Origin of the sequence: Paenibacillus mellifer (assembly GCF_023195895.1) — a bacterium.
Taxonomy (GTDB): Bacteria; Bacillota; Bacilli; order Paenibacillales; family Paenibacillaceae; genus Fontibacillus; species Fontibacillus mellifer.
In genome coordinates this window covers 17804-37986 of record NZ_JALPRK010000033.1, presented here as the reverse complement: position 1 = coordinate 37986, position 20183 = coordinate 17804, and the positions used below count along the sequence as shown (strand labels likewise).

Here is a 20183-nt window from a genome sequence, read left to right as displayed (position 1 = left end):
GTTTTATTACTTCTATGTATGTTCTTCATGATGATGCGCCGATAAATTACTTAATGCTCATTCCTAAACTAAGTCATCGCTCCTGCTTTCTTCTTAACCCTCTTCTCGTAGTTATCTAAGTACGTTTGAACCGCTTCGTGTTATATAGCTCTTCTATCTTTCCCGCTTCTTCGATTAGACGATGGCAGATAACGTTCTGGTATTCACGAATCCCAGAGCCTTAAAGGAGCGCAGCGACTGGGTCCGCCAGGACTTAGGCTCGCAGTGGTTGTCGCCTGAATCCGCTTCTCTGCTACTGAAATCGCACCGTCATGAATTCGCTTCTTCAACTTCCAAGGCGACCTAGGAACCTATAGGTTCCGCAGCGTGAATACGTTGTTATAGGTTGTTCCGGCCCTCTTCGATATCTCATTCAAATTATTTCATACGGGTTATAAGGTTTTTATACAAGTTTTTATACAAGTTTTTATTAAGCTCTTTTCATGGTTTTCAGTCAATCCAATTTGTGTTATGATCTTTATAAGAAAACCGAGTGCGCTAACACTCGGCTATACAATTGGCTTGGATGGTTTATTCCCTTCTAAGTCCTTATCGGAAATAAAAACCCACCTTTGGCCGCGAAACCTTGGGGTGGGTTTTTACTTTCTCTTGTTGGAATTAATGTATGTTAAGAGGGCAAGGATAAACATGCCAAATAAAAACATGATTGTCATTGCGTCTTTGACCTCCATAGCTTCACCTCCTTACGAAGGGAAACTATGACCACCCAAGATTCAATTGTACTTCTATATCTTACCATATCGACAAAGTTATGAATAGAATATTCGTTCGTATTTTTGGGTTTTGTACGCTTTTCCGGAATTTCCTATAACGTTTCCGTGTTCACGACGTCCATTCACCCTAAGCTGCTCAGCGCACGACTAGTGCGCCTGGCCGGCCGCGATGCGGTTGGGTGAATGGATGTGTCCCGGCAATCGCTTCCCCGACTTATCTTCCGGGATCGAGGGGCTTGTCCCCCGATGCGTGAACACATTGTTATCGGATGTCAGCGTCCTCTTCGAATTACAAACGTAAAGCACTCATTCTCTTCCTTCGATGATACTTGTTGCAATACCATTTCCTTCTTCCATATTTTTTGCTGGACCTGATACATATCCTTCGATTAAATTATATTTCTCATTTATGTCATCCAACTGTAACCATACCTTGTCAAATTCAATTGAAGTCATAATTGATCCAATAGATTTTATAACATGATCTTCATCGTCTATCTTTGTTAGGAGCTCAAAATATTTATTGTCTTCTCTCCTAAGCTTTATATGGTAAACCAGATCGTCATCTACGATCATCTTCCCTAATAATATGTCCTTGCCAAAAAGCACTCTATAATGTTCACCAATGATTGAAATTGACGTTTGTTTTTCGAACTTCGATTCTATCGAGTAAATTGTGCCCTTAAGTTTTACCTCTATATGTTGGGGACGGTGATAATCATAGATAAGATAAATAGCTACAAAGATGATGAAACAGCTTATTGTTATTATCACTTTCTTTTTCACCGAATCCCACCATTCAAATGTCATAAGCTGATTTCCGATAACGTATTGTGTTCCCGACGTCGAAAGGCTTAAGCAGTTGGCCCATCAAGCACAGCGATCCGGGTCACCGGGTGGCTCCGCCACTTAGCCTTACAGACGTGTCCGCCTGAGTTCACTTCCTGCTACTGAATTATCTACGTAGTGACTCCGCTTCTTATTACTCCGGGCGGACCCAGCGGCTCTAGCCGCTGGCGGGAACATGGTGTTATCTGTTGGATTGGGCCCACTTCTTCGAATAGAGACAGGACGTCGACCCACATGTTTATTCCTTCTTTTTACGCCTTTTTCAGTTTGTATTCCTCGTGCATGTTATACCTTTTTTCCTTTGTCCCCTTTAGGTAATTGCTTCTTCCGGGTTTATACGAGCTTTATTCTTTACTGGGTTTATACTGGGTTTATACAGGTCTTTTCCCGTTTTATATTCTCGTTCTTTGCTTTGTATTTACCTATCAATTTCCCTCTTCAAGCAACAGGAAGTTGCGCATGGATTACCTACAAATCTTTGGGCCCAATCTGGCAGATAACGTTGTTGTATTCACGAACCCTCACCACCTTAAGGCACGTTAGTGCCAGCCGCAATGCGGTTAGGTGGTGCAGGGTTGTCTGCTGAATTAACTACTATGCCATCGCTTCTGCAGATCAAGGGGCGTCAGACCCGCAGCGTGAATACGGTGTTATACGAAGGTCTCTCTACTATGAATTTGCTTCATATTGCTTTAATTTATATATCATATCGGTTAATCTTTCATATGCATTTATCGGAAAATCTGAATTCCATCTTTTAATAAATCCTTCAGACCCTAAATCTTTCATTTTTGTTAATTCTCTATGTATAATTCTCAGCAGTCTAATTGTCTTTATTTCTTCTGTTATTAATAGCGTGCCTTCTTCAGTTGCTTCAGTACTAAAATTGTCACTCATTTCAAATAACTGAAATAAACAGAATACATTTGAGATTTTTGAAATCTTTAATCGATACTCACCTGGTTCAGTTTGCATAGTAATAATTACTTCATTTACGTCTTTATCCAAAATAGATATCTTACTAGCTATTTCGTGGATAGCATCTGACAAGAAAGAAACAGGTATATCAAATTTTTTACCTTCAGTCGTATAAATCATGACAACTAACCAACCATGTGGTTGAAGACTCATTGAGATCTCCATAAGATTATTCTCCTGTTTTTAAAGTTTCTAGAGACTTTCGTATAACTCCTTAATCTCTGCCCGTCGCAAACCTCACCCCAGTCGGGTGATTTGCGGCCCCTGTTATCACTCCCTTAATTATACCTCCATTTCTTAATTTTGTAATTTCATTTCTACTCCCCTATTTAATTATGCTACTCCCTCCTCTCGTCACGCAAAAGCCGATCCAGCGGGCTCTGAATACGCTTCAGGTTCTTGGTGCTGACGTGGGTATAGCGTTCGGTGGTGGTTGGACTGGCGTGGCCCAGCAGCTCCTGGATATACCGGAGATCGGTGCCGTTCTCGAGCAAATGGGTGGCGAAGGAATGCCGCAGGACATGAATGCCGACCTGCTTCGTGATGCCCGAGGTTAGCAGGGCTTCCTTAAATACTTTTTGCAAGGAACGCTCATGCAAGTGGCTCCCCGGATGTTGCCCCGGAAATAACCACATCGAGGTGGAGAGTCGCTCCGCTTCTACGTATCTTTGGATCATGTCCCATGCTGTTTGGGAGAGTAAGGTGTGTCTGTCCTTTTTGCCCTTGCCTTGCCGGACTCGAAGGATGCCGCGTTCCGGGTCGATATCCGTGATTTTCAGTCGGACGACTTCGCTCACTCGCAGCCCTGAAGCGTACGCCAGATACAGCATTGTGCGGTGCTTCAGATTTGTCGGCGCTTGGATCACGCGGAGTACTTCCTGCTCCGATAGGATATAGGGCAGTTTTTTCTCTTTTTGGGGTCGGATATATTTCGTCTGTTCGGAAGGTTGTTTGAGCACCTCAACAGCCAGAAAACGTAACGCACTGATGGCTTGGTTCACATAAGCAGACGAGTGTCCTTGCTCAAGGAGCTGCAAAGCATACTGTTTCGCACGAGACGAATCGATGATCGTGGAGGTAAGCCGCGCATCCTTGAGGGTTCCTGGACTTTTCATCTCCAAGTGATCAGCCAAGTTCTGCAAGAATCGCCGAACATGCCCCCGATAAGCCTTGCTCGTTTTTAGACTATATCCCTTCAGCTTGAGCGCGGTGAGCAGCTTTTGCTCCAGGGCTTGAGCGAATTTCTCATCGGTGGATAGCTTTGGCGACACGGCTAGCCCGTCCATTCGAATCTCCGCTTCCGGAAAGCATTCTGCGAATTGCCGGAGTTTCTCTTCCGTGCAAGGAAAACGCCAGAATTTCCCGTTAGGATCCCACTTTCCTCCCCCAACGGCATGCAGCTTACCTATATCCTCTCTTGAGAACTCCGCCAATTTCACGGACATCTGTTCGTTTTCAATCCGGTGAATCTGAATGTACATCCCTAATACCTCCTTTTTCTGTCTAGTTGAACAAAAAGAGACAGCCCTCTCTCGAGTTCTGTCTCCGATACTTTCGGATGAACGGCGGACCGTTTTTCGGTCAACCGATATGTCTCTAGGTTACTGCGTGAACCACGTTTTGAACATATGCTTTGTGGTCGCTTTGTTCATCTCAGCGATAGAGGTGGTCAGCGGGATGCCTTTTGGGCAGGCACGGACGCAGTTTTGCGAGTTGCCGCAGCCTTCGATGCCGCCTTCTTCCATCAGCGCTTCCAGGCGCTCATCGGCGTTCATTTCACCGGTCGGATGCGCGTTAAACAGGCGCACTTGGGAGATGGCCGCCGGACCCATAAAGTCCGTCTTCTCGTTGACATTCGGGCAGGCTTCCAGGCAGACGCCACAGGTCATGCACTTGGACAGCTCATAGGCCCATTGGCGCTTCTTCTCCGGCATCCGTGGACCGGGTCCGAGATCGTACGTGCCGTCGATCGGAATCCACGCCTTCACCTTCTTCAGCGCGTTAAACATCCGGCTGCGGTCAATTACGAGGTCGCGTACGACCGGGAACGTCCGCATCGGCTCAACGCGAATCGGCTGCTCCAGGTTGTCGATCAATGCCGCGCAAGCCTGGCGTGGTTTACCGTTGATGACCATCGAGCAGGCGCCGCATACTTCCTCCAGACAGTTGGACTCCCAACAGACCGGCGAAGTATTCTCGCCCTTCTCGTTCACCGGGTTCCGCTGGATTTCCATCAAGGCACTGATCACGTTCATGCCGGGGCGATAGTCGAGCTCGAATTCCTCCGTATACGATTTCGAGTTCGGATCATCCTGGCGCGTGATAATGAACTTTACTTTTTTGGCCGTAAACTTTTTGGCCGATACATCTGTTTCCGCCATTGCCATTTGTATCCCCTCCTATTTGTCCTTCGAGTAGTCGCGAATCCGCGGCGGGATCAAAGAGACGTCGACCGGTTCATACGAAATTTGCGGGCCGTCCGGCGTCCACGATGCTTTAGTTGTCTTGAGGAATTCCTCGTCGTTCCGGTCCGGGAACTCCGGTTTGTAATGCGCGCCCCGGCTTTCGTTACGCAGCAATGCACCCAGTGTCATCGCTTCGGCCAGCTCCAGCATGTTCCACAGCTGACGAGTGAACGCCGCGCCCGTATTGTTCCAGCGGGACGTATCGTTGATGTTGATATTCTTATAACGTTGCTTCAATTCCTTGATTTTGCCGATGGTTGCTTCTAATCTATCGTTGTGACGAACAACCGTCATGTTGGCGGTCATCCAATCACCCAGCTCTTTATGGATGACATAAGCGTTTTCCGTGCCGTTCATCGCCAGAATACCTTCGTATTTCGTCTCCTGCGCCTTGCGAGAGCTTTCGAACACAGCGGGGTTGAGGTCTTCCGTCGATTTCTTCAGGCCGCGGAGATATTCCACCGCTTTGGGTCCTGCCACCATCCCGCCGTAAATGGCCGAGACAAGCGAGTTGGCGCCAAGCCGGTTCGCCCCATGGTATTGGTATTCGCATTCACCCGCGGCAAACAAGCCGGGAATATTCGTCATCTGATTGAAATCTACCCACATGCCGCCCATCGAATAATGAACCGCCGGGAAGATCTTCATCGGAATTTTGCGTGGGTCATCGCCCATGAATTTCTCATAAATCTCAATAATGCCGCCGAGCTTCACATCGAGCTCCTTCGGATCCTTGTGAGAGAGGTCGAGATACACCATGTTCTCGCCGTTAATGCCGAGCTTCTGATCCACACACACGTGAAAAATCTCCCGCGTCGCGATATCCCGCGGCACGAGGTTACCGTAGGCCGGGTATTTCTCCTCGAGGAAGTACCAAGGTTTACCGTCCTTGTAAGTCCAGATTCGTCCGCCTTCGCCGCGCGCCGATTCCGACATCAGCCGCAGCTTGTCATCGCCCGGAATGGCCGTCGGGTGAATTTGGATGAACTCGCCATTCGCATACGTCACGCCTTGCTGATACACAGCGCTGGCTGCCGTCCCCGTATTAATGACTGAGTTCGTCGTTTTGCCGAAAATAATCCCAGGGCCCCCCGACGCCAAAATCACGGCATCCGAAGAGAAGGTTGTGATTTCCATCGAGCGCAGGTTCTGCGCCGTAATGCCGCGGCAGACGCCTTCATCATCCAGCACCACGGACAGAAACTCCCAGTTTTCGTATTTCGTCACCAGCCCGGCCGCTTCATGGCGGCGCACTTGCTCATCCAATGCGTACAGCAACTGCTGCCCGGTTGTCGCTCCGGCAAACGCCGTACGGTGATGTTTCGTCCCGCCAAACCGGCGGAAATCCAGCAAGCCCTCCGGCGTACGGTTGAACATGACGCCCATCCGGTCCATCAGGTGGATGATGCCGGGAGCCGCTTCGCACATGGCCTTAACCGGCGGCTGGTTAGCCAGGAAGTCCCCGCCGTATACCGTGTCGTCAAAATGCTCCCAAGGCGAATCGCCTTCCCCTTTCGTATTAACGGCCCCGTTAATGCCGCCTTGCGCGCACACCGAGTGGGAACGTTTAACCGGCACAAGCGAGAAGAGCTGCACTGGTACGCCCGCCTCGGCCGATTTGATCGTAGCCATCAGGCCAGCCAGGCCGCCGCCAACGACGATTAAGCTTTGTTTAGCCATTTGATTTCAACTCCTAAAAGTTTTGTGAGCGTTACATCAACGAGTATCTACGAACAAAACTTACTTCGTTAGCTTCCGCTTCGTTTTGTGAGCGTTAACTTACTTCGTAAGCATTCAGTATCATTTAAGCATTAAGCCAGCCAAGCCTTCGCCGCCTCCAGCAAGGCCGTACCTTCCGCCTGGAATTCCGCGCCGCGGAAAGCGAACAGCGACCACACAAACATGACCCCAACAATAACGAACAAGCCCATGCAAATATAAGAGGACACGCGCTGTGCTCGCGGACCCACCGTCACGCCCCAACTGACGAGGAAAGACCACAATCCGTTCGTAAAATGGAACGCCGCCGACACGACCCCGATCAAATACAACACGAAGAAGATCGGGTTGTTGACGATGTCGTGCATCACGCCGCCCAACTCCTCATGCGTGACATTGCCCAGCGCCACCTGCACGCGGGTTTCCCACACATGCCAAATGACGAAGACAAACGCGATGACGCCGGTAATCCGTTGTAACAAATAACGCAGGTTGCGTTCAGTCGGGAACCGACCGTTGTTTGGCTTCGCCTGGAACGCGATATACAGTCCATATACGCCGTGATACAACAGTGGCAGCCAAATCCCGAAGATCTCCAAAACCAAGACGAGCGGCAGGCTATTTAAGAATGCCACGGCCTCCTTAAACCCTTCGCTCCCGCCTTCAACCGCCGAAAAGTTGGTGATCATGTGCTCCAGCAGGAAGAATCCCAGCGGAATGACGCCCAGCAGTGAGTGCAGTTTTCTGGAATAAAACCCTTTCATAAGTGCGTGTACCCCTTTCTCATTCCATCATCCATTTCAACTTGCATTTCTTCATTAATGAATTTGACCTAATGAGGCGCAGATGTTGTATATGATAATCACCACACCACGGTCGCTAAAACCCCTTTGTACCAAAAGTAACATGTGAACAACTTGTGTCACTTTTCATGTTACTCCTTTTTATCTTATAATGGAATTGCAATATATTTATTAATCATTATAACGAATTCACATATGCAAACCTGTCGAATCATGTCATTCGCCCAGAAAAAGGAGGTCGCCCCCATGCTCGAAGAACTGCTGGTGTTCACCACAGTCGTGGAGCAATCTAGTTTGAACAAGGCATCCAAGCTGCTGAACCTGTCCCAGCCGGCCCTCTCACGGAAAATCGTCAAATTGGAAGAGGAGTGGGGGGTTTCCCTGTTTCATCGCAAAGGGAAGCGTCTCGAGCTCACCCGCGTTGGCCAGGAGGCTTACCAATACGCGCTGGAGCAGCGGCAACGCCATCAGAATTTCCTGCAGTCGGTGTCCCGCTTCAAGGCAGCCGAGCGCCGCATCGTGACGTTAGGCGCCAGCCTGACGACGATTCAAACCACGCTCCCGCCGCTTGTGACCGCGTTAATGGAGAAGTTCCCGGATATTGAATTGAAACTGGTTACCGGCAAAACCCACGAAATCGTCTCTTACGTCCGCGAGAAGAAAGTGGATATCGGCGTTGTGGCCTCCATGGTGAATGAAGCCGGCCTGAAGTGTCTACCGCTGTTTAAGGACCACCTCGAGCTGGTCGTACCTAAGGGGCATGAGTTGGCTGCGGCTGGCCAGAAACGCCGACTTGTGATGGACGATTTGAACGGACGGCCGATGATCGTTTTTTCCAAAGGGACCTGGTACCGCCGATTAATCGACGACCTGTTTGGCCGTTACAGCATCCTGCCCGACATCCGGATGGAGATCGACTCGTTTGAAGCGATCGTGCGCCTTCTGCCCATCTGCAAAGCGGCCGCGCTGCTGCCTAAATCGTACCTGCGCATGCCGTTGCTGAGGGATAACGGCCTGCTCACCGTACCAATTCCCGAGCTGGCTCAGACGCGCCGCGAAACCTGCCTCGTTTACGGCGACAAATCGGAGCTGACAAGCGAAACGAAGGAATGGATCTCACAAATCCGCGAGTCCCTTGTCAAGGAACTGCCGATCTAACAAAGAAAGCTGCTGCTGCTCCAGGTTAATACCCGGAACAGCGGCAGCTTTCCTAATTAAACAAAATATCGAAGATAGAGGTAAAGGCTGGAGATCAGAATCGTGACGAGCATCAGCGGCAGTCCGTATTTCAAATACTGGAGGAAGCTGATAGGCTCCCCTTCCTTCGCGGCCATTCCGGCTCCGATCAGATTGGCGCTGGCCCCAATCAAGGTCCCGTTTCCGCCCAGGCAAGCCCCAAGCGCCAAACTCCACCACAGAGGTTCTAAATGACTAACCCCCAAACTGCCCATATCCTGGATCATCGGAATCATTGTCGCGACCAGCGGGATATTATCGATAAAGGCCGACGCAATAGCACTCAGCCACAGGATCAGCATGGAGGTGGTCATTGGGTCGCCCCCAGTCAGCCGCATCACCCACTCAGCCACCATCGTGATGATACCCGTTTCGACCAACCCGCCAACCAATACGAACAGCCCCACAAAGAAGAAGATCGTTGGCCATTCCACGGAACGAAAAGCTCTTTCCATCACGTGTTCGCCGGTCATAAGCAACAGGAACGAGGCACCAGCCAGAGCGATTGTTGCGGTTTCTAAGTGAATGTATTGATGCAGGAAGAATCCGAGCAAAGTCAGGCCCAAGGCGATCAGGCACTTGATCAGCAGCTTTTTCTCCGTAATCAACCCCTCCAGGTTGATGTCCATAATGAGGTGACGGTTAGCAGAAGCTTCCTTCAATTGTTTATGGAAAATCACGATCACGAGTGGCAAAATGACCGCCAAAATCAATAAAGCTACCGGCGCTAAATTTTCCAAAAAAGCAACGAAAGTTAACTCCTTCACGGCACTGCCGATCATAATGTTAGGAGGGTCTCCGATCAACGTAGCCGTCCCGCCGATATTCGTTGCAATAATCATAGAGAAGAGGTAAGGAAACGAATGCACCCTTAAACGGCGTGTAATGCTAAATGCCACGGGAACCATCAGGATGATGGTCGTCACGTTATCCAAGAAAGCAGAGCCTACTGCGGTGATAAGCGCTAGCAGCCACAGAAGGGTGATCGGATTTCCTTTGGCCAACTTGGCGGTCCACATCCCGATATAGGAGAACAACCCCGTCTCAGCCGTCGTATTGACGATAATCATCATTCCGATCAACAACCCCAGCGTGTTGAAGTCGATATGATGCACGGCGCTCTCCTGATCGAGAATGCCCAGCATGATCATCAATGCGGCGCCAGACATCGCCAGCAACGTTCGATGCACTTTCTCTGATATAATGAGTGCGTAGGTTAGTAAAAAAATACCCAATGCCCAAATGGCCTGTTGTTCCATGTTTTTCTCCCGTCCAATGCCCAAACTGTTCCCTGTCTATTGGTTTAGTATGGTTTCAAATTGCTCGATATTCTTCTTCGCTCCGATAATCACCATGATATCGCCTTCGGTCAGCTGATCCATGGCCGTTGGTGCCACAAGGATACCACCGTCACGGTGGATGGCCACGATACTGCAGCCAAAGCGCGCCCGCGGGTTGAGGTCGCCGAGACTTTTCTGATGCAGACAAGCGGGGACGTTCATTTCTACGATGCTGTACTCCTTCGACAACTCGATATAATCCAGCAGATTGGGAGTGACCAGCTGATGTGCGACGCGAATCCCCATATCCCGTTCGGGATAGATGACCCGGTCAACACCCAGCTTCTCTAGGGCCCGGCCGTGCAGCACGGAGATCGCCTTAGCAACCACCGTCTTGATGCCTAAATCCTTGAGCAAGATCGCCGCCAGGATACTCATTTGGATATCGTTGCCGATCGCCACGATCCCACAATCGAAATTGCGGACCCCCAGCGACTTCAACACCTCCTCATCCGTTGCATCGGCAACGACGGCATGCGTCAACTGGTCGCTCATTTCCTCGACGAGCTCTTCATTCCGGTCAATGCCCAGAACTTCATAGCCTAAATCCATCAGCTCTAAGGCCAAGTTCGACCCGAACCGTCCGAGGCCGATGACTACAAACTGCTGTCTTTTCATAAACGTTAATTTCCCCTTATCCTATAATGATTTTGCCTTCTGGATGGCGATACAGCTCTTTTCCTTTCTTAGGACCGATCGCATAAGCCAGGGTCAGCGGCCCCAGCCGACCGGCAAACATCGTAAGGCTGATCACGATCTTCCCGAAAGCCGTTAAATCATCCGTTAAACCCATGGATAATCCGACCGTGCCGAAAGCGGATGTCGTTTCAAATAGGATCGATAAGAAGCTCGCATCCTCCGTAGTAGACAACACCATCGCGACTGCCACAACAAGGAATAACGCAAGCAGGGTAATCGTCAGCGCTTTAAAAACCCGCTCCTCGGCCATCCGGTATCGGAACAGGACCAAGTCCGTACGTCCACGAATCATCGAGCCTACCGCTCCGACCAACATCGTAAACGTGGTTGTTTTGATCCCGCCCCCCGTCGAACTTGGAGAAGCACCGATAAACATCAAGATGATCATAAAAAATTGCGTTGCCTGCCGCAAAGCTCCAATATCCAGCGTGTTAGCTCCCGCCGTACGCGGCGTGACCGATTGGAAGAAGGACCCCCAAATCTTCCCACCCCATCCGAGCGGCGAAAGTGTCCGCGAGTTCGTGAACTCAAAGATGAAGATAACGAGAGCCCCGATCACAATCAGCGCAGATGTCATCGATAATACCACCTTCGAATGCAGCGACAGCTTGCGGCGCTTCCGGAACTCAACAAGGTCGGACAACACGATAAACCCAAGCCCTCCTGATACGATCAGAAACATCGCTACGAAGTTAACGATCGGGTCAGCAACATATTTCGTTAAGCTTTGATAATCGCCAAACAGGTCGAAGCCCGCATTATTAAACATCGAGACCGCATGCCATATCCCGAAATACAGCGCCCTCCCCAAGGGCATGTCGAATGCCCAACGTATGGTGAACAGAAGCGCCGCACTGGATTCGATAATCAGAGAATACATCAACACTTTACGAATTAAACGAACAATGCCTTCCATCGAGGTCTGATTCATCGCCTCCTGGAGGAGGAGACGGTCCTTCAGCGATATTTTTCGTTTGAGGACAAGAGAGAACAAAGTGGCCATGGTCATGAAACCGAGACCTCCGATCTGGATGAGCAGTACAATGACCACTTGCCCAAAGGTGGAAAAATAGGTGCCGGTATCAACCACGACCAACCCCGTCACGCAAGTTGCCGAAGTGGCCGTGAACAGCGCTTCGACGAACGGCAAGGAATCTCCGGTCGTACTAGAGATCGGCAACATCAGCAGTAACGCCCCCAGCAAAATGATGAGCGCAAACCCGATCACTAAGATCTGAGGCGGGGAAAGGCTTATTTTCTTGAAATGCAACTCGTTCACCTCGTTGTTGTTTTGAAAAAAGAACAAAAGAAAAAAGCACTGGAAATCCAATGCCTTTCGGTGTTTGGTTCCTGCTGCACAGGCCTACGAGGTTAGCTGACGGATTCGGACATGCACAGTTGCCCTATTCGCTGACACTTCCGCCGCTTCCTAGCCGGCTGCGCGAAGTTCTGCGAAATTCACCCCAAAAGATACGGTTCCCCCGTTTTCATTACGAAATTCGGCCGAGATTCTTTTCAATTGTTTTCATTCATTTTTTCGTCAAATGGATTATATCCCTTATTCCCTCCCGCTACAAAGCTTGATTTTCAGGAAAAAGACCAAAATAGGGCGAAATGAAGGGGGAAAGGGAGAAACTTCGCCCTGAATCTGAGCGATGCGAAGGCATGCCTGAGTTATTGCCGATTCTCGTCATTTTTGTCTCTTGTCTGGCGCAGGGGGAACAGCTGTGTTATCTTTACTTTGACGTACTTGAGGGAAATTCATACCTCATCTATATAAAGGGTACGTGATGAAAAAGGTAATTTTACCAAATAACAAAGGAGTTTTGCGAGTGAATTCCTCTATGAAACCATCTGGCCGCAGGATGAAAACAAAGAACCTGTGGCTGCTGGCCGCTCTCGGATTCATTGTGTTTATCGCCGTTCAGTTGTTCCCGACCACCGACTCGGAGTCGCTGCAGCTGCAGCAAGCGGATGAGGTCATCAGTAAATCGAAAGCAGCGGCCAGCGCAGCCGATTTCGTCCATTCCGTCTTAAACCTGGATCTGTCCGAACCTATAAAAGATAAGGCCTTAATTACATACGAAACACGTTCCGATCTGTTTGGTTATTTGACCCGAGCGGATCTGCTGGCTCCGTACTTAAAAACCTACGAAAAGCAATTTCCCTACGATGTGTTCCGTGTCCGTTACAACGATCCTACCGAGACGTTCAGCGCCGTAACGGTTGATGTTCACATGACGACCGGCCAAGTCGTCGGCTTTGAAGAGATTGCTTCGTCCAGCAACGCGAACAAGCAAATGATGCTGGACCTGGGATCAGAAACCACCGATTCCATGAAGGCATGGGAAGGCGATTTGACATTAGCCGAGAAGGAACAGCTGACGTTGCCTTACCTGAACGCCTTTGGATTTAAAGCAGGCGATTTGGAGCTCACCTCCGGCGAAGGAGATGTCGGTCTGCAATATCAGATCAAAGATTACACCTTGGGCGAGTCCCAAGCGCAGCTCAAGTTTAGTTATGAGTATGGCGCCGTGTCCTCGTTTGAGCGTTATTTCAGTGTACCGCAGGCCCATTTGGACTACGTAGCCGGGCAAACGAAACTCGCCAATTGGCTCACGTATGCCGGTTACGCCCTGTTGACGTTCGTGCTGGCGATTCTCGCCATCGTATATAGCGCGATGACACGGGCCCATACTTCATTTAAACGCGGGATTTTCTTGGCCTCCCTTTACTTCGTGTTATCCACGGTGGGGACGATCAATATGATGCCGGTCTTCCAAAAAGACGGTCTCGAATCCGGCGTGCTCATCTTCGGCTTCTTCTTCCAAGGCTTAGTGACGTTGTTCCTCGCCGCTTCCGTGTATTTCTCGCTGGTCGGCGGTGACGGCTTATGGCGGAAGAACGGGATCAACCTGTGGCCGCGATCGCGGGAGGAAGGGTACGGCCGTTATGTGCTAACCTCAATGGCCGACGGTTACGCCTGGGCGCTGATCCTGCTGGGAGCGCAGTCGGTTGTCTTCTTCATTCTGGAGCGGACGATTCATACCTGGTCCACAACGGACGCCACGCAATCGCCGTACAACATGGTGTATCCGCTGCTGCTGCCACTGCTCGCTTGGGTGGCCGGGATCGGCGAAGAAGCGGTGTATCGCTTGTTCGGGATCCCGATGCTGAAGAAGATGTTTCGCAGCACCTTTATCGCCAGTCTCTTGTCGACCTTGATCTGGGCATTTGGCCACACGTTGTATCCGATTTATCCGGTCATTTCTCGCCCCATCGAGTTGACCTTTATCGGACTGTTGTTCAGCTTCGTGTTCCTGCGTTACGGCTTCGCCGCTGTCGTCTTCTCGCACGTCATCTTCGACAGCATCTTGATGTCGCTGAGCTTGATGTTTATGGGCGGAGCGCTGAATATCAGCGCCGGCATCTTCTATATCGCCCTGCCGGCGATCGTCGCTTATGTCATTTACCTGTTCAACCCGCCGAGTAAAGAACGGAAGAGCTTGCCGCCGCAACAGCAAAAAGAGGAGCCGTATATTACGACTCCTCTGGCGAATCCTCGTCCCGAAGGGCATTTATAATCTCGTGGGCTAGTTTTTCCCCGATAGAAAGAGGCCGGAAGTCTTCGACGGAGGCCTCTTTTATTTTTTTTAGCGATCCAAAATGCTTCAGCAGCGCCTTCCGGCGTTTCTCCCCGATCCCGGGGATCGCGTCCAACCGCGAGGTCACCATCGATTTGGCCCGCTGTTCGCGGTGGAAGGAAATGGCGAAGCGGTGCACCTCGTCCTGAATTCGCTGCAGCAGGTAGAACTCCTGGCTGTCACGCGGCAGATAAACCGGCTCCGGCGGATCAAACGCCATGAGCTGCGCCGTTTTATGCTTGGCGTCCTTGACGAGGCCGCACACGGGTATGAACAGCGCCAGCTCGTTCTCCAGCACGTCGGTCGCGGCGGAAATCTGCCCTTTGCCCCCGTCGACCACGATCAGGTCGGGACGCGGCAGATTCTCCTTCAGCACCCGCTCGTAGCGGCGGCGAATGACCTCGCGCATCGTCTCGTAATCGTCCGGCCCTTGTACGGTTTTCACTTTATATTTACGATATTCCTTCTTCGCCGGTTTGCCGTCAATGAACACGACCATCGCCGAAACCGGGTTCGTCCCCTGGATGTTAGAGTTATCAAACGCTTCAATACGCGACACCGACTCCAACCCGATCGCCTTACCGAGGTTCTCGGCAGCCTTCGACGTCCGTTCCTCATCCCGTTCAATCAAACGGAACTTCTCGTCCAGCGAGACACGCGCGTTCTCCTCGGCCATCTTGGTCATCTGTCGCTTCAAGCCGCGTTGCGGCACCAGCGTCTTGACACCAAGCCACTCTTGCAGAGCGGTAGGGGCGTCGATCGAAGCCGGATCGTCTTGATCCTCCGGTTGCTCCGGCAGCAAGATCTCCTGCGGCAACGCCGGATTATCGCTGTAATACTGCGTCACGTAGGACATAAAATCGCCGTAGGCGTCCCCGTAGAACGGAAAAACCGAAGCGTGACGCTCGATCATTTTCCCCTGACGCATGTACAGAATCTGCACGCACATCCAGCCCTTGTCCACGGCGTAACCAAACACGTCGCGGTCCTTCGCGTCGTTCACCGTAATCTTCTGCTTCTCCATCAGCGCATCGATATTGATGATTTGATCGCGTAATTCCTTGGCTCGCTCAAATTGCAATTCTTCGGCCGCTTCGTGCATTTTACGCTGCAGCTCTTTCTTGATCTCCTCATGCCCGCCGCTAAGGAACGAGGTGATTTCCTGCGTCATCGACTCGTACGTTTCCTTCGCCACCTCCTGCACACAAGGCGCCAGGCATTGGCCGATGTGATAATACAGGCAGACTTCCTTAGGTATCACGTTGCATTTGCGCAATGGATACATGCGGTCGAGCAGCTTCTTCGTCTGTTGTGCTGCATAGGCGTTCGGATACGGACCGAAATACTTCGCTTTATCTTTAAGCACCCGCCGGGTGACTTCCAGCCGGGGATGCGGTTCATTCGTTATTTTAATATAAGGAAAGGTTTTGTCGTCCTTGAGCAGAATATTAAACCGCGGATGATGCTCCTTGATCAAATTACACTCCAGAATGAGCGCTTCCATGTTACTTCCGGTCACGATGTATTCGAAATCGCGGATCTCGGACACGAGCAGTTGGGTTTTCCCGTCATGGCTCCCGGTAAAATAGGAACGAACCCGGTTCTTCAGCACTTTGGCTTTCCCAACGTAAATGATCGTACCTTCCTTGTTCTTCATCAGGTAACAACCCGGCGAATCGGGCAGCAGCGCCAATTTATGTTGAATCCGCTCCATCGCTTTCTCATAACTCAGCGTTTCATTGGTAGGTGCGTCCAATCTTCCTCCTCCTTTCTCCTCTCCAGATTAACGCAGAAAACGCCCCCGGCCCAAACCGGAGGCGTCATCCAAGGCGTCAAGCGACGCGCCTGATCGTCTGGATTATTGATGTTTAGAGATCAGGTTCTTCAGCGTGTCCTTCGAGTTCAACCCGACGATTTTGTCGACCGGTTGACCGTCCTTGAACAAGATGAGTGTAGGAATGCTCATAACGCCGAAACGGGAAGCCGTTTCCGGATTGTCATCCACGTTCAGCTTGGCGATCTTCACCGAGTCGCCTACTTCCGAAGACAGCTCCTCCAGAATCGGAGCGATCATCTTACAAGGACCGCACCATGGAGCCCAAAAATCAACAAGAACCGGACCTTGCCCTTCGATTTCTGCGTTGAAGGACTGATCGGATACATTCACGATAGCCATGATTACTTCCTCCTTATTGGGGTTGCCCGTCTCGCATAGAAACCTAACGAGTTCTCAAGCAACTGGATAGTTGGACAAAAAATGATGCAGACAGCCTGGAAACAGCTGCCGAACCAATTATACCACACACTACTGAGAAAAAGAAAGTGCATGACAACGCCTTCTTTACAAAGTGAAAAGGGTTTGGTTATACTAAGAATAACCTGAAAACGGATTGTCTATGACATCTTTCATTGACGAGACGATTATTTCCTGAGGAGGCCCGTCGCCATGGATGCTAACACGCATGCGAACGATCCGCGGCAGCATATCAACGAAGAACCCCGCAACGATTTGTTTGATTTGATGAACGGCTTTTTTGGCATGTTAACGTTGATGGCCGTAATTTTCTTCGGCATGGTCATCATTAAATTTATCGCCAGTTAAGCGGATCTGGCGGTAACGAGCCGCGAAATGAACGAAAGAGCCAGGCGTTTCCCTCGCAAGGGAAAGTCTGGCTCTTTTTTCTGCCGTTAATGACATGTTCAAATAGTCAGGTTTTCACGCCCGTCCGCGTTTATTCGTCCCGTTCACCTGCACGACATCGACAAATGGGGCAATCCGGTCCATCAACCGTTGTCCTTTGTGCCGCTCTTCCCCATCCTTGCTCGTGAAGCTCAAATGCTTCTCCAGCGCGTTCAGGGAATAATTCGAGGTGTAAAATGTCGGTTTACGGTTCATCCGGTAATTCAGGATCGCGCCCATCACATGATCACGAGCCCACGGATTGAGGTTCTCCGCGCCGATATCGTCAAAGATCAGCAGGTCGACTTGCTTCATCATTTCCACCGTATCCCGCAGCTTGTCGCTGTCCTGCAGCATACTCTTCAGATCTTCCACGAATTCCGGCATATAGACGATCGCTCCGGAATATCCTTCCTTTGCCAGCTCGTGCAGCAAATAACACATCAAGAACGTCTTACCCGTACCAAACGGACCTTCCAAATACAGACCTTTCGTTTGAAGACCGGATTCCTTCGTTTCTTCAATATACCGAAACAGTTGGCCGACAGCTGGAGCTCTCAAGCTATCCTTGGCCATAATTTCGACCTCATTGTAGCCTTCCTCCAGCGCCCGCTCATCCACATAAAAGCTGTGAATCCGCTTCTTGACGGACAACTCTCGCTCATGTTGAAGTTGCTTCGGGCAAGGGACCTGCCGATCCACCAGCTGCGGGCTGCCGCCCACCTGTTCGACCGTCAATTTCGTGAAGTGACCGGAGAAATCGTTGGGACAGTTTGCAAGCCCCGGGCAATTGGCGCAGTGCCTGCTGTCTTTCACGTATTGATAAAGCTTTGCCATTCCGCGGGTCAGTTGCTCCTGCTCAAGCTCCGGATAACGATCTCGAAGCTCCCAAACCAGCGGATCATTAAATAGACGTGCAGTCAGCTCCTCTGACCGTTGTTTTAATTGTGTATTTTTCATCTGTGTGAGTAATTCCCCCAGTGATTCCATCGCGGTGTGTCACCTTCCTCCCCAAGCCCAAACGGATTCAGACTTCTTTTTTATGCTTACCGGACTGCATGCGTTCCGCCATCTTGATCAATTCAGCGAATTCTTCCTCAGACACGGCCGTTTCCGCTCCGGTGCGTTCCACAATCGGAATTTCCGGCTTCGGCTTAGCCCCGCGGCCACCATAGGTCCGTGCACGCCCTCCGCTGGTAGTGCTGCCAGCTGCTTTCTCCTTCACCTTCTCCTTGACCTTCGACTGGTCACGGATATATTGCACCGCCTGCTCATATGTGCTGATCTGCTTCAGCAGCATGTTGGCGGCGATCGCGTCGATGAAGTTACGGTTAATCCGTTGCTCTCCGCCCGAGGTCAGCAGAGACATCAAATAATGGATAAGTACGTTGATCACTTCACCAGGCAGCTTATAGTTCAGGTCGATCTTCTCAAAGATATCCAGCAGATTGTCCGGAATCGTCCCCGGGAAGAACGTCTTCAGCAGCCGAGTATACGGCTCATTCCGAAGCATCATATTATATTGATGAATATCGCATTTGCTCTGGAATTGCGGCGGTACGTCCACATAGTACTCCATCTGCACCGCCACTTCTTCCGTCACATTCCCGGAAGAAGAAGCGGCTGCTTTCGACTCTTCCCCGCGCAGAGCGACGATTTTGCCGTAAGCGACCTCGCGCTCCTCCTGCCGCCGCTTCCCCTGACGGAACTGCAGATTGGCGATGTGCTGGAGCGCATCCAGCAGAATGGCGCCGCCTGGATCGAAGACGCCATCTTCATCCAATAGCCGGCATAGATCCTGAATGCTCAACTCATATTTGCGAGCGACAAAATTGACCACGCCCATCCCTTCCGGATCAAACCGAAGCGCCTCAACGAACGCCCGATTCTTCGATTCTCGAGGGAAGCGGAGGATGATGTCGGCGTAATTGATCGCTTCCTCCTCCTCTAAGGTTAGCTTGAGACCCGGCTGTCTGGCCATCGACGTCTCGGCGATGGCCTGCTCCAGCTCATAATCGATGGAATGCGTATTCAGCTCGAATATCTCGTAGAACGGTACCGTGATATTTTCCTTGTTCAAGGCAAGTCCTGACCACGCCACCGGTTCCTCACGGAACAACTGCTCCCGCAGAGACAATACGGCGAACTTGCCGATCTTGTCCCGCAGCAGCAGGGTCAAATGTTGGGTCCGGAAAAATTCGGCCGGCGCGAGCGGAGCCTGAAGCTCATATTCGTACATATAATCATCGCTGTCCGGGACATACAGCCGGTTCGTCTGAAGCAAACCCACCGCCTCAAGACGTGAAGTTTGCTCGATCAGGAACTTCCGCCCTTTCTCGCTAGGATCCAGGCCGAGGGTCAGAAACAGCTTCCGCTGCTGCTCCACGTCCGAATATCCGACCTGCTCTTGGGGAACCTGATCCGCCAGCAAACGATAGAATGAAATTGCAAACGCGCCTACCATCGGTTGATAGACCAAACCTAGCATCTTGCCATCGACGGGACTGAGACCGAAGTCACGGTATACGCAATAACGGTGATTTTCGGTAAAATGCAGCATGTTGTTCATGCGCACGGCTTCATCGCTCCTTCCCTATCACGCACAAATAGACTTCCTCTATTTTAGCATAAAAGACGACGTCCTGAATCGCCCCCACCTTACAAAAATCGCCCTTTTTCCGCTTGCTCCGCGCCGGGACATCGATTTACGCCAGAATAGACAAAAAAAAGAACCGCCCCCGCTTCCGCCCTGGGACGATCCCTTACTCCCTCTTCCTGCGCACTCTATTCGTTATGTACATGCCATTCTGCGAAATTCGATCGATCTCCCGCCAAAAAACGTCTAACCTCATCAATGGAAATTCCCGCCTCCTTGGCCATGGCGAGCAAAACCACCCACTCCGGATCGACGTTACCGGGGTACCGATCATAAACAATAACCTGGGCGGACTTCTTCAACAACAATCTCCTCCTAAGATCATTATTTTGGTTTTGTCC

Annotated in this window: 18 protein-coding genes and 1 riboswitch; of the genes, 3 read left to right on the top strand and 15 right to left on the bottom strand. The window is 50.7% G+C overall.

Annotated elements, in window-relative coordinates; translation table 11 throughout:
* Window positions 1-638: 638 nt before the first annotated feature.
* The 7 genes from comI to M0651_RS22635 all read right to left on the bottom strand — a co-directional run bounded on the left by comI (window position 639) and on the right by M0651_RS22635 (window position 7548).
* On the bottom strand, window positions 639-731 hold the full coding sequence (comI, locus tag M0651_RS22665; protein ID WP_248553950.1) for a competence inhibitor ComI: 93 nt from the start codon (window positions 729-731) through the stop codon (window positions 639-641).
* 348 nt (window positions 732-1079) lie between these two features.
* A complete protein-coding gene (locus tag M0651_RS22660; RefSeq protein ID WP_248553949.1) occupies window positions 1080-1559 on the bottom strand; it encodes a hypothetical protein in 480 nt (159 codons plus the stop codon).
* Between the two features lie 732 nt (window positions 1560-2291).
* Window positions 2292-2765, bottom strand: a complete 474-nt coding sequence (locus M0651_RS22655) for a hypothetical protein (RefSeq protein ID WP_240271411.1) — start codon at window positions 2763-2765, stop codon at window positions 2292-2294.
* 173 nt (window positions 2766-2938) lie between these two features.
* Window positions 2939-4081: a tyrosine-type recombinase/integrase gene (locus M0651_RS22650; RefSeq protein ID WP_248553948.1), complete on the bottom strand. Its 1143-nt coding sequence runs from the start codon at window positions 4079-4081 to the stop codon at window positions 2939-2941.
* A gap of 120 nt (window positions 4082-4201) precedes the next feature.
* The gene (sdhB, locus tag M0651_RS22645; RefSeq protein ID WP_248553947.1) at window positions 4202-4987 is read right to left on the bottom strand and encodes a succinate dehydrogenase iron-sulfur subunit; all 786 of its coding nucleotides are present in this window, start codon (window positions 4985-4987) and stop codon (window positions 4202-4204) included.
* 12 nt (window positions 4988-4999) lie between these two features.
* Window positions 5000-6745, bottom strand: a complete 1746-nt coding sequence (gene sdhA, locus M0651_RS22640; RefSeq protein ID WP_248553946.1) for a succinate dehydrogenase flavoprotein subunit — start codon at window positions 6743-6745, stop codon at window positions 5000-5002.
* 131 nt (window positions 6746-6876) lie between these two features.
* Window positions 6877-7548, bottom strand: a complete 672-nt coding sequence (locus M0651_RS22635) for a succinate dehydrogenase cytochrome b558 subunit (protein ID WP_248553945.1) — start codon at window positions 7546-7548, stop codon at window positions 6877-6879.
* 285 nt (window positions 7549-7833) lie between these two features.
* Here M0651_RS22635 and M0651_RS22630 point away from each other — a divergent pair, with 285 nt between their 5' ends.
* Complete coding sequence (locus tag M0651_RS22630) at window positions 7834-8745, top strand: LysR family transcriptional regulator (protein WP_248553944.1); 912 nt, start codon at window positions 7834-7836, stop codon at window positions 8743-8745.
* A gap of 56 nt (window positions 8746-8801) precedes the next feature.
* On the opposite strand, the gene M0651_RS22625 is transcribed toward M0651_RS22630, so the two are convergent.
* Genes M0651_RS22625 through M0651_RS22615 form a run of 3 tightly spaced genes read right to left on the bottom strand, consistent with a single transcriptional unit; the run spans window position 8802 to window position 12141 of the window.
* Window positions 8802-10082 carry an ArsB/NhaD family transporter gene (locus tag M0651_RS22625; protein ID WP_248553943.1) on the bottom strand — a complete coding sequence of 427 codons (1281 nt, stop codon included), beginning with the start codon at window positions 10080-10082 and terminating at the stop codon, window positions 8802-8804.
* Between the two features lie 36 nt (window positions 10083-10118).
* Window positions 10119-10781, bottom strand: a complete 663-nt coding sequence (locus M0651_RS22620; protein WP_248553942.1) for a potassium channel family protein — start codon at window positions 10779-10781, stop codon at window positions 10119-10121.
* A 16-nt stretch (window positions 10782-10797) separates the two neighbouring features.
* The gene (locus M0651_RS22615; RefSeq protein WP_372491039.1) at window positions 10798-12141 is read right to left on the bottom strand and encodes a TrkH family potassium uptake protein; all 1344 of its coding nucleotides are present in this window, start codon (window positions 12139-12141) and stop codon (window positions 10798-10800) included.
* 66 nt (window positions 12142-12207) lie between these two features.
* A riboswitch (cyclic di-AMP (ydaO/yuaA leader) is annotated at window positions 12208-12377 on the bottom strand.
* Window positions 12378-12694: 317 nt separating this feature from the next.
* On the opposite strand from M0651_RS22615, the gene M0651_RS22610 reads away from it, so the two are divergent.
* Window positions 12695-14446, top strand: coding sequence for a CPBP family intramembrane glutamic endopeptidase (locus M0651_RS22610; protein ID WP_248553940.1), 1752 nt, complete (start codon window positions 12695-12697; stop codon window positions 14444-14446).
* On the opposite strand, the gene uvrC is transcribed toward M0651_RS22610, so the two are convergent.
* A complete protein-coding gene (uvrC, locus tag M0651_RS22605; protein ID WP_248553952.1) occupies window positions 14403-16220 on the bottom strand; it encodes an excinuclease ABC subunit UvrC in 1818 nt (605 codons plus the stop codon). The two genes, M0651_RS22610 and uvrC, sit on opposite strands and share 44 nt — an antisense overlap.
* A 144-nt stretch (window positions 16221-16364) precedes the next feature.
* Entirely contained in the window at window positions 16365-16682 is a 318-nt protein-coding gene (gene trxA, locus M0651_RS22600) for a thioredoxin (protein ID WP_193417388.1), read from the bottom strand.
* Between the two features lie 270 nt (window positions 16683-16952).
* On the opposite strand from trxA, the gene M0651_RS22595 reads away from it, so the two are divergent.
* A complete protein-coding gene (locus M0651_RS22595) occupies window positions 16953-17108 on the top strand; it encodes a YqzM family protein (protein WP_155606199.1) in 156 nt (51 codons plus the stop codon).
* Between the two features lie 114 nt (window positions 17109-17222).
* On the opposite strand, the gene dnaI is transcribed toward M0651_RS22595, so the two are convergent.
* The 3 genes from dnaI to M0651_RS22580 all read right to left on the bottom strand — a co-directional run bounded on the left by dnaI (window position 17223) and on the right by M0651_RS22580 (window position 20144).
* Complete coding sequence (gene dnaI, locus M0651_RS22590) at window positions 17223-18176, bottom strand: primosomal protein DnaI (protein ID WP_248553939.1); 954 nt, start codon at window positions 18174-18176, stop codon at window positions 17223-17225.
* Window positions 18177-18213: 37 nt separating this feature from the next.
* On the bottom strand, window positions 18214-19761 hold the full coding sequence (locus M0651_RS22585) for a DnaD domain protein (RefSeq protein WP_248553938.1): 1548 nt from the start codon (window positions 19759-19761) through the stop codon (window positions 18214-18216).
* Between the two features lie 209 nt (window positions 19762-19970).
* Entirely contained in the window at window positions 19971-20144 is a 174-nt protein-coding gene (locus M0651_RS22580) for an anti-repressor SinI family protein (RefSeq protein WP_248553937.1), read from the bottom strand.
* Window positions 20145-20183 lie beyond the last annotated feature (39 nt).

Coding starts and splice junctions, on each gene's coding strand:
- comI (WP_248553950.1), bottom strand. CDS start 731: ATGGAGGTCAAAGACGCAATGACAATCATGTTTTTATTTGGCATGTTT.
- M0651_RS22655 (WP_240271411.1), bottom strand. CDS start 2,765: ATGGAGATCTCAATGAGTCTTCAACCACATGGTTGGTTAGTTGTCATG.
- M0651_RS22650 (WP_248553948.1), bottom strand. CDS start 4,081: ATGTACATTCAGATTCACCGGATTGAAAACGAACAGATGTCCGTGAAA.
- sdhB (WP_248553947.1), bottom strand. CDS start 4,987: ATGGCAATGGCGGAAACAGATGTATCGGCCAAAAAGTTTACGGCCAAA.
- sdhA (WP_248553946.1), bottom strand. CDS start 6,745: ATGGCTAAACAAAGCTTAATCGTCGTTGGCGGCGGCCTGGCTGGCCTG.
- M0651_RS22635 (WP_248553945.1), bottom strand. CDS start 7,548: ATGAAAGGGTTTTATTCCAGAAAACTGCACTCACTGCTGGGCGTCATT.
- M0651_RS22630 (WP_248553944.1), top strand. CDS start 7,834: ATGCTCGAAGAACTGCTGGTGTTCACCACAGTCGTGGAGCAATCTAGT.
- M0651_RS22625 (WP_248553943.1), bottom strand. CDS start 10,082: ATGGAACAACAGGCCATTTGGGCATTGGGTATTTTTTTACTAACCTAC.
- M0651_RS22620 (WP_248553942.1), bottom strand. CDS start 10,781: ATGAAAAGACAGCAGTTTGTAGTCATCGGCCTCGGACGGTTCGGGTCG.
- uvrC (WP_248553952.1), bottom strand. CDS start 16,220: ATGGAGCGGATTCAACATAAATTGGCGCTGCTGCCCGATTCGCCGGGT.
- trxA (WP_193417388.1), bottom strand. CDS start 16,682: ATGGCTATCGTGAATGTATCCGATCAGTCCTTCAACGCAGAAATCGAA.
- M0651_RS22595 (WP_155606199.1), top strand. CDS start 16,953: ATGGATGCTAACACGCATGCGAACGATCCGCGGCAGCATATCAACGAA.
- dnaI (WP_248553939.1), bottom strand. CDS start 18,176: ATGGAATCACTGGGGGAATTACTCACACAGATGAAAAATACACAATTA.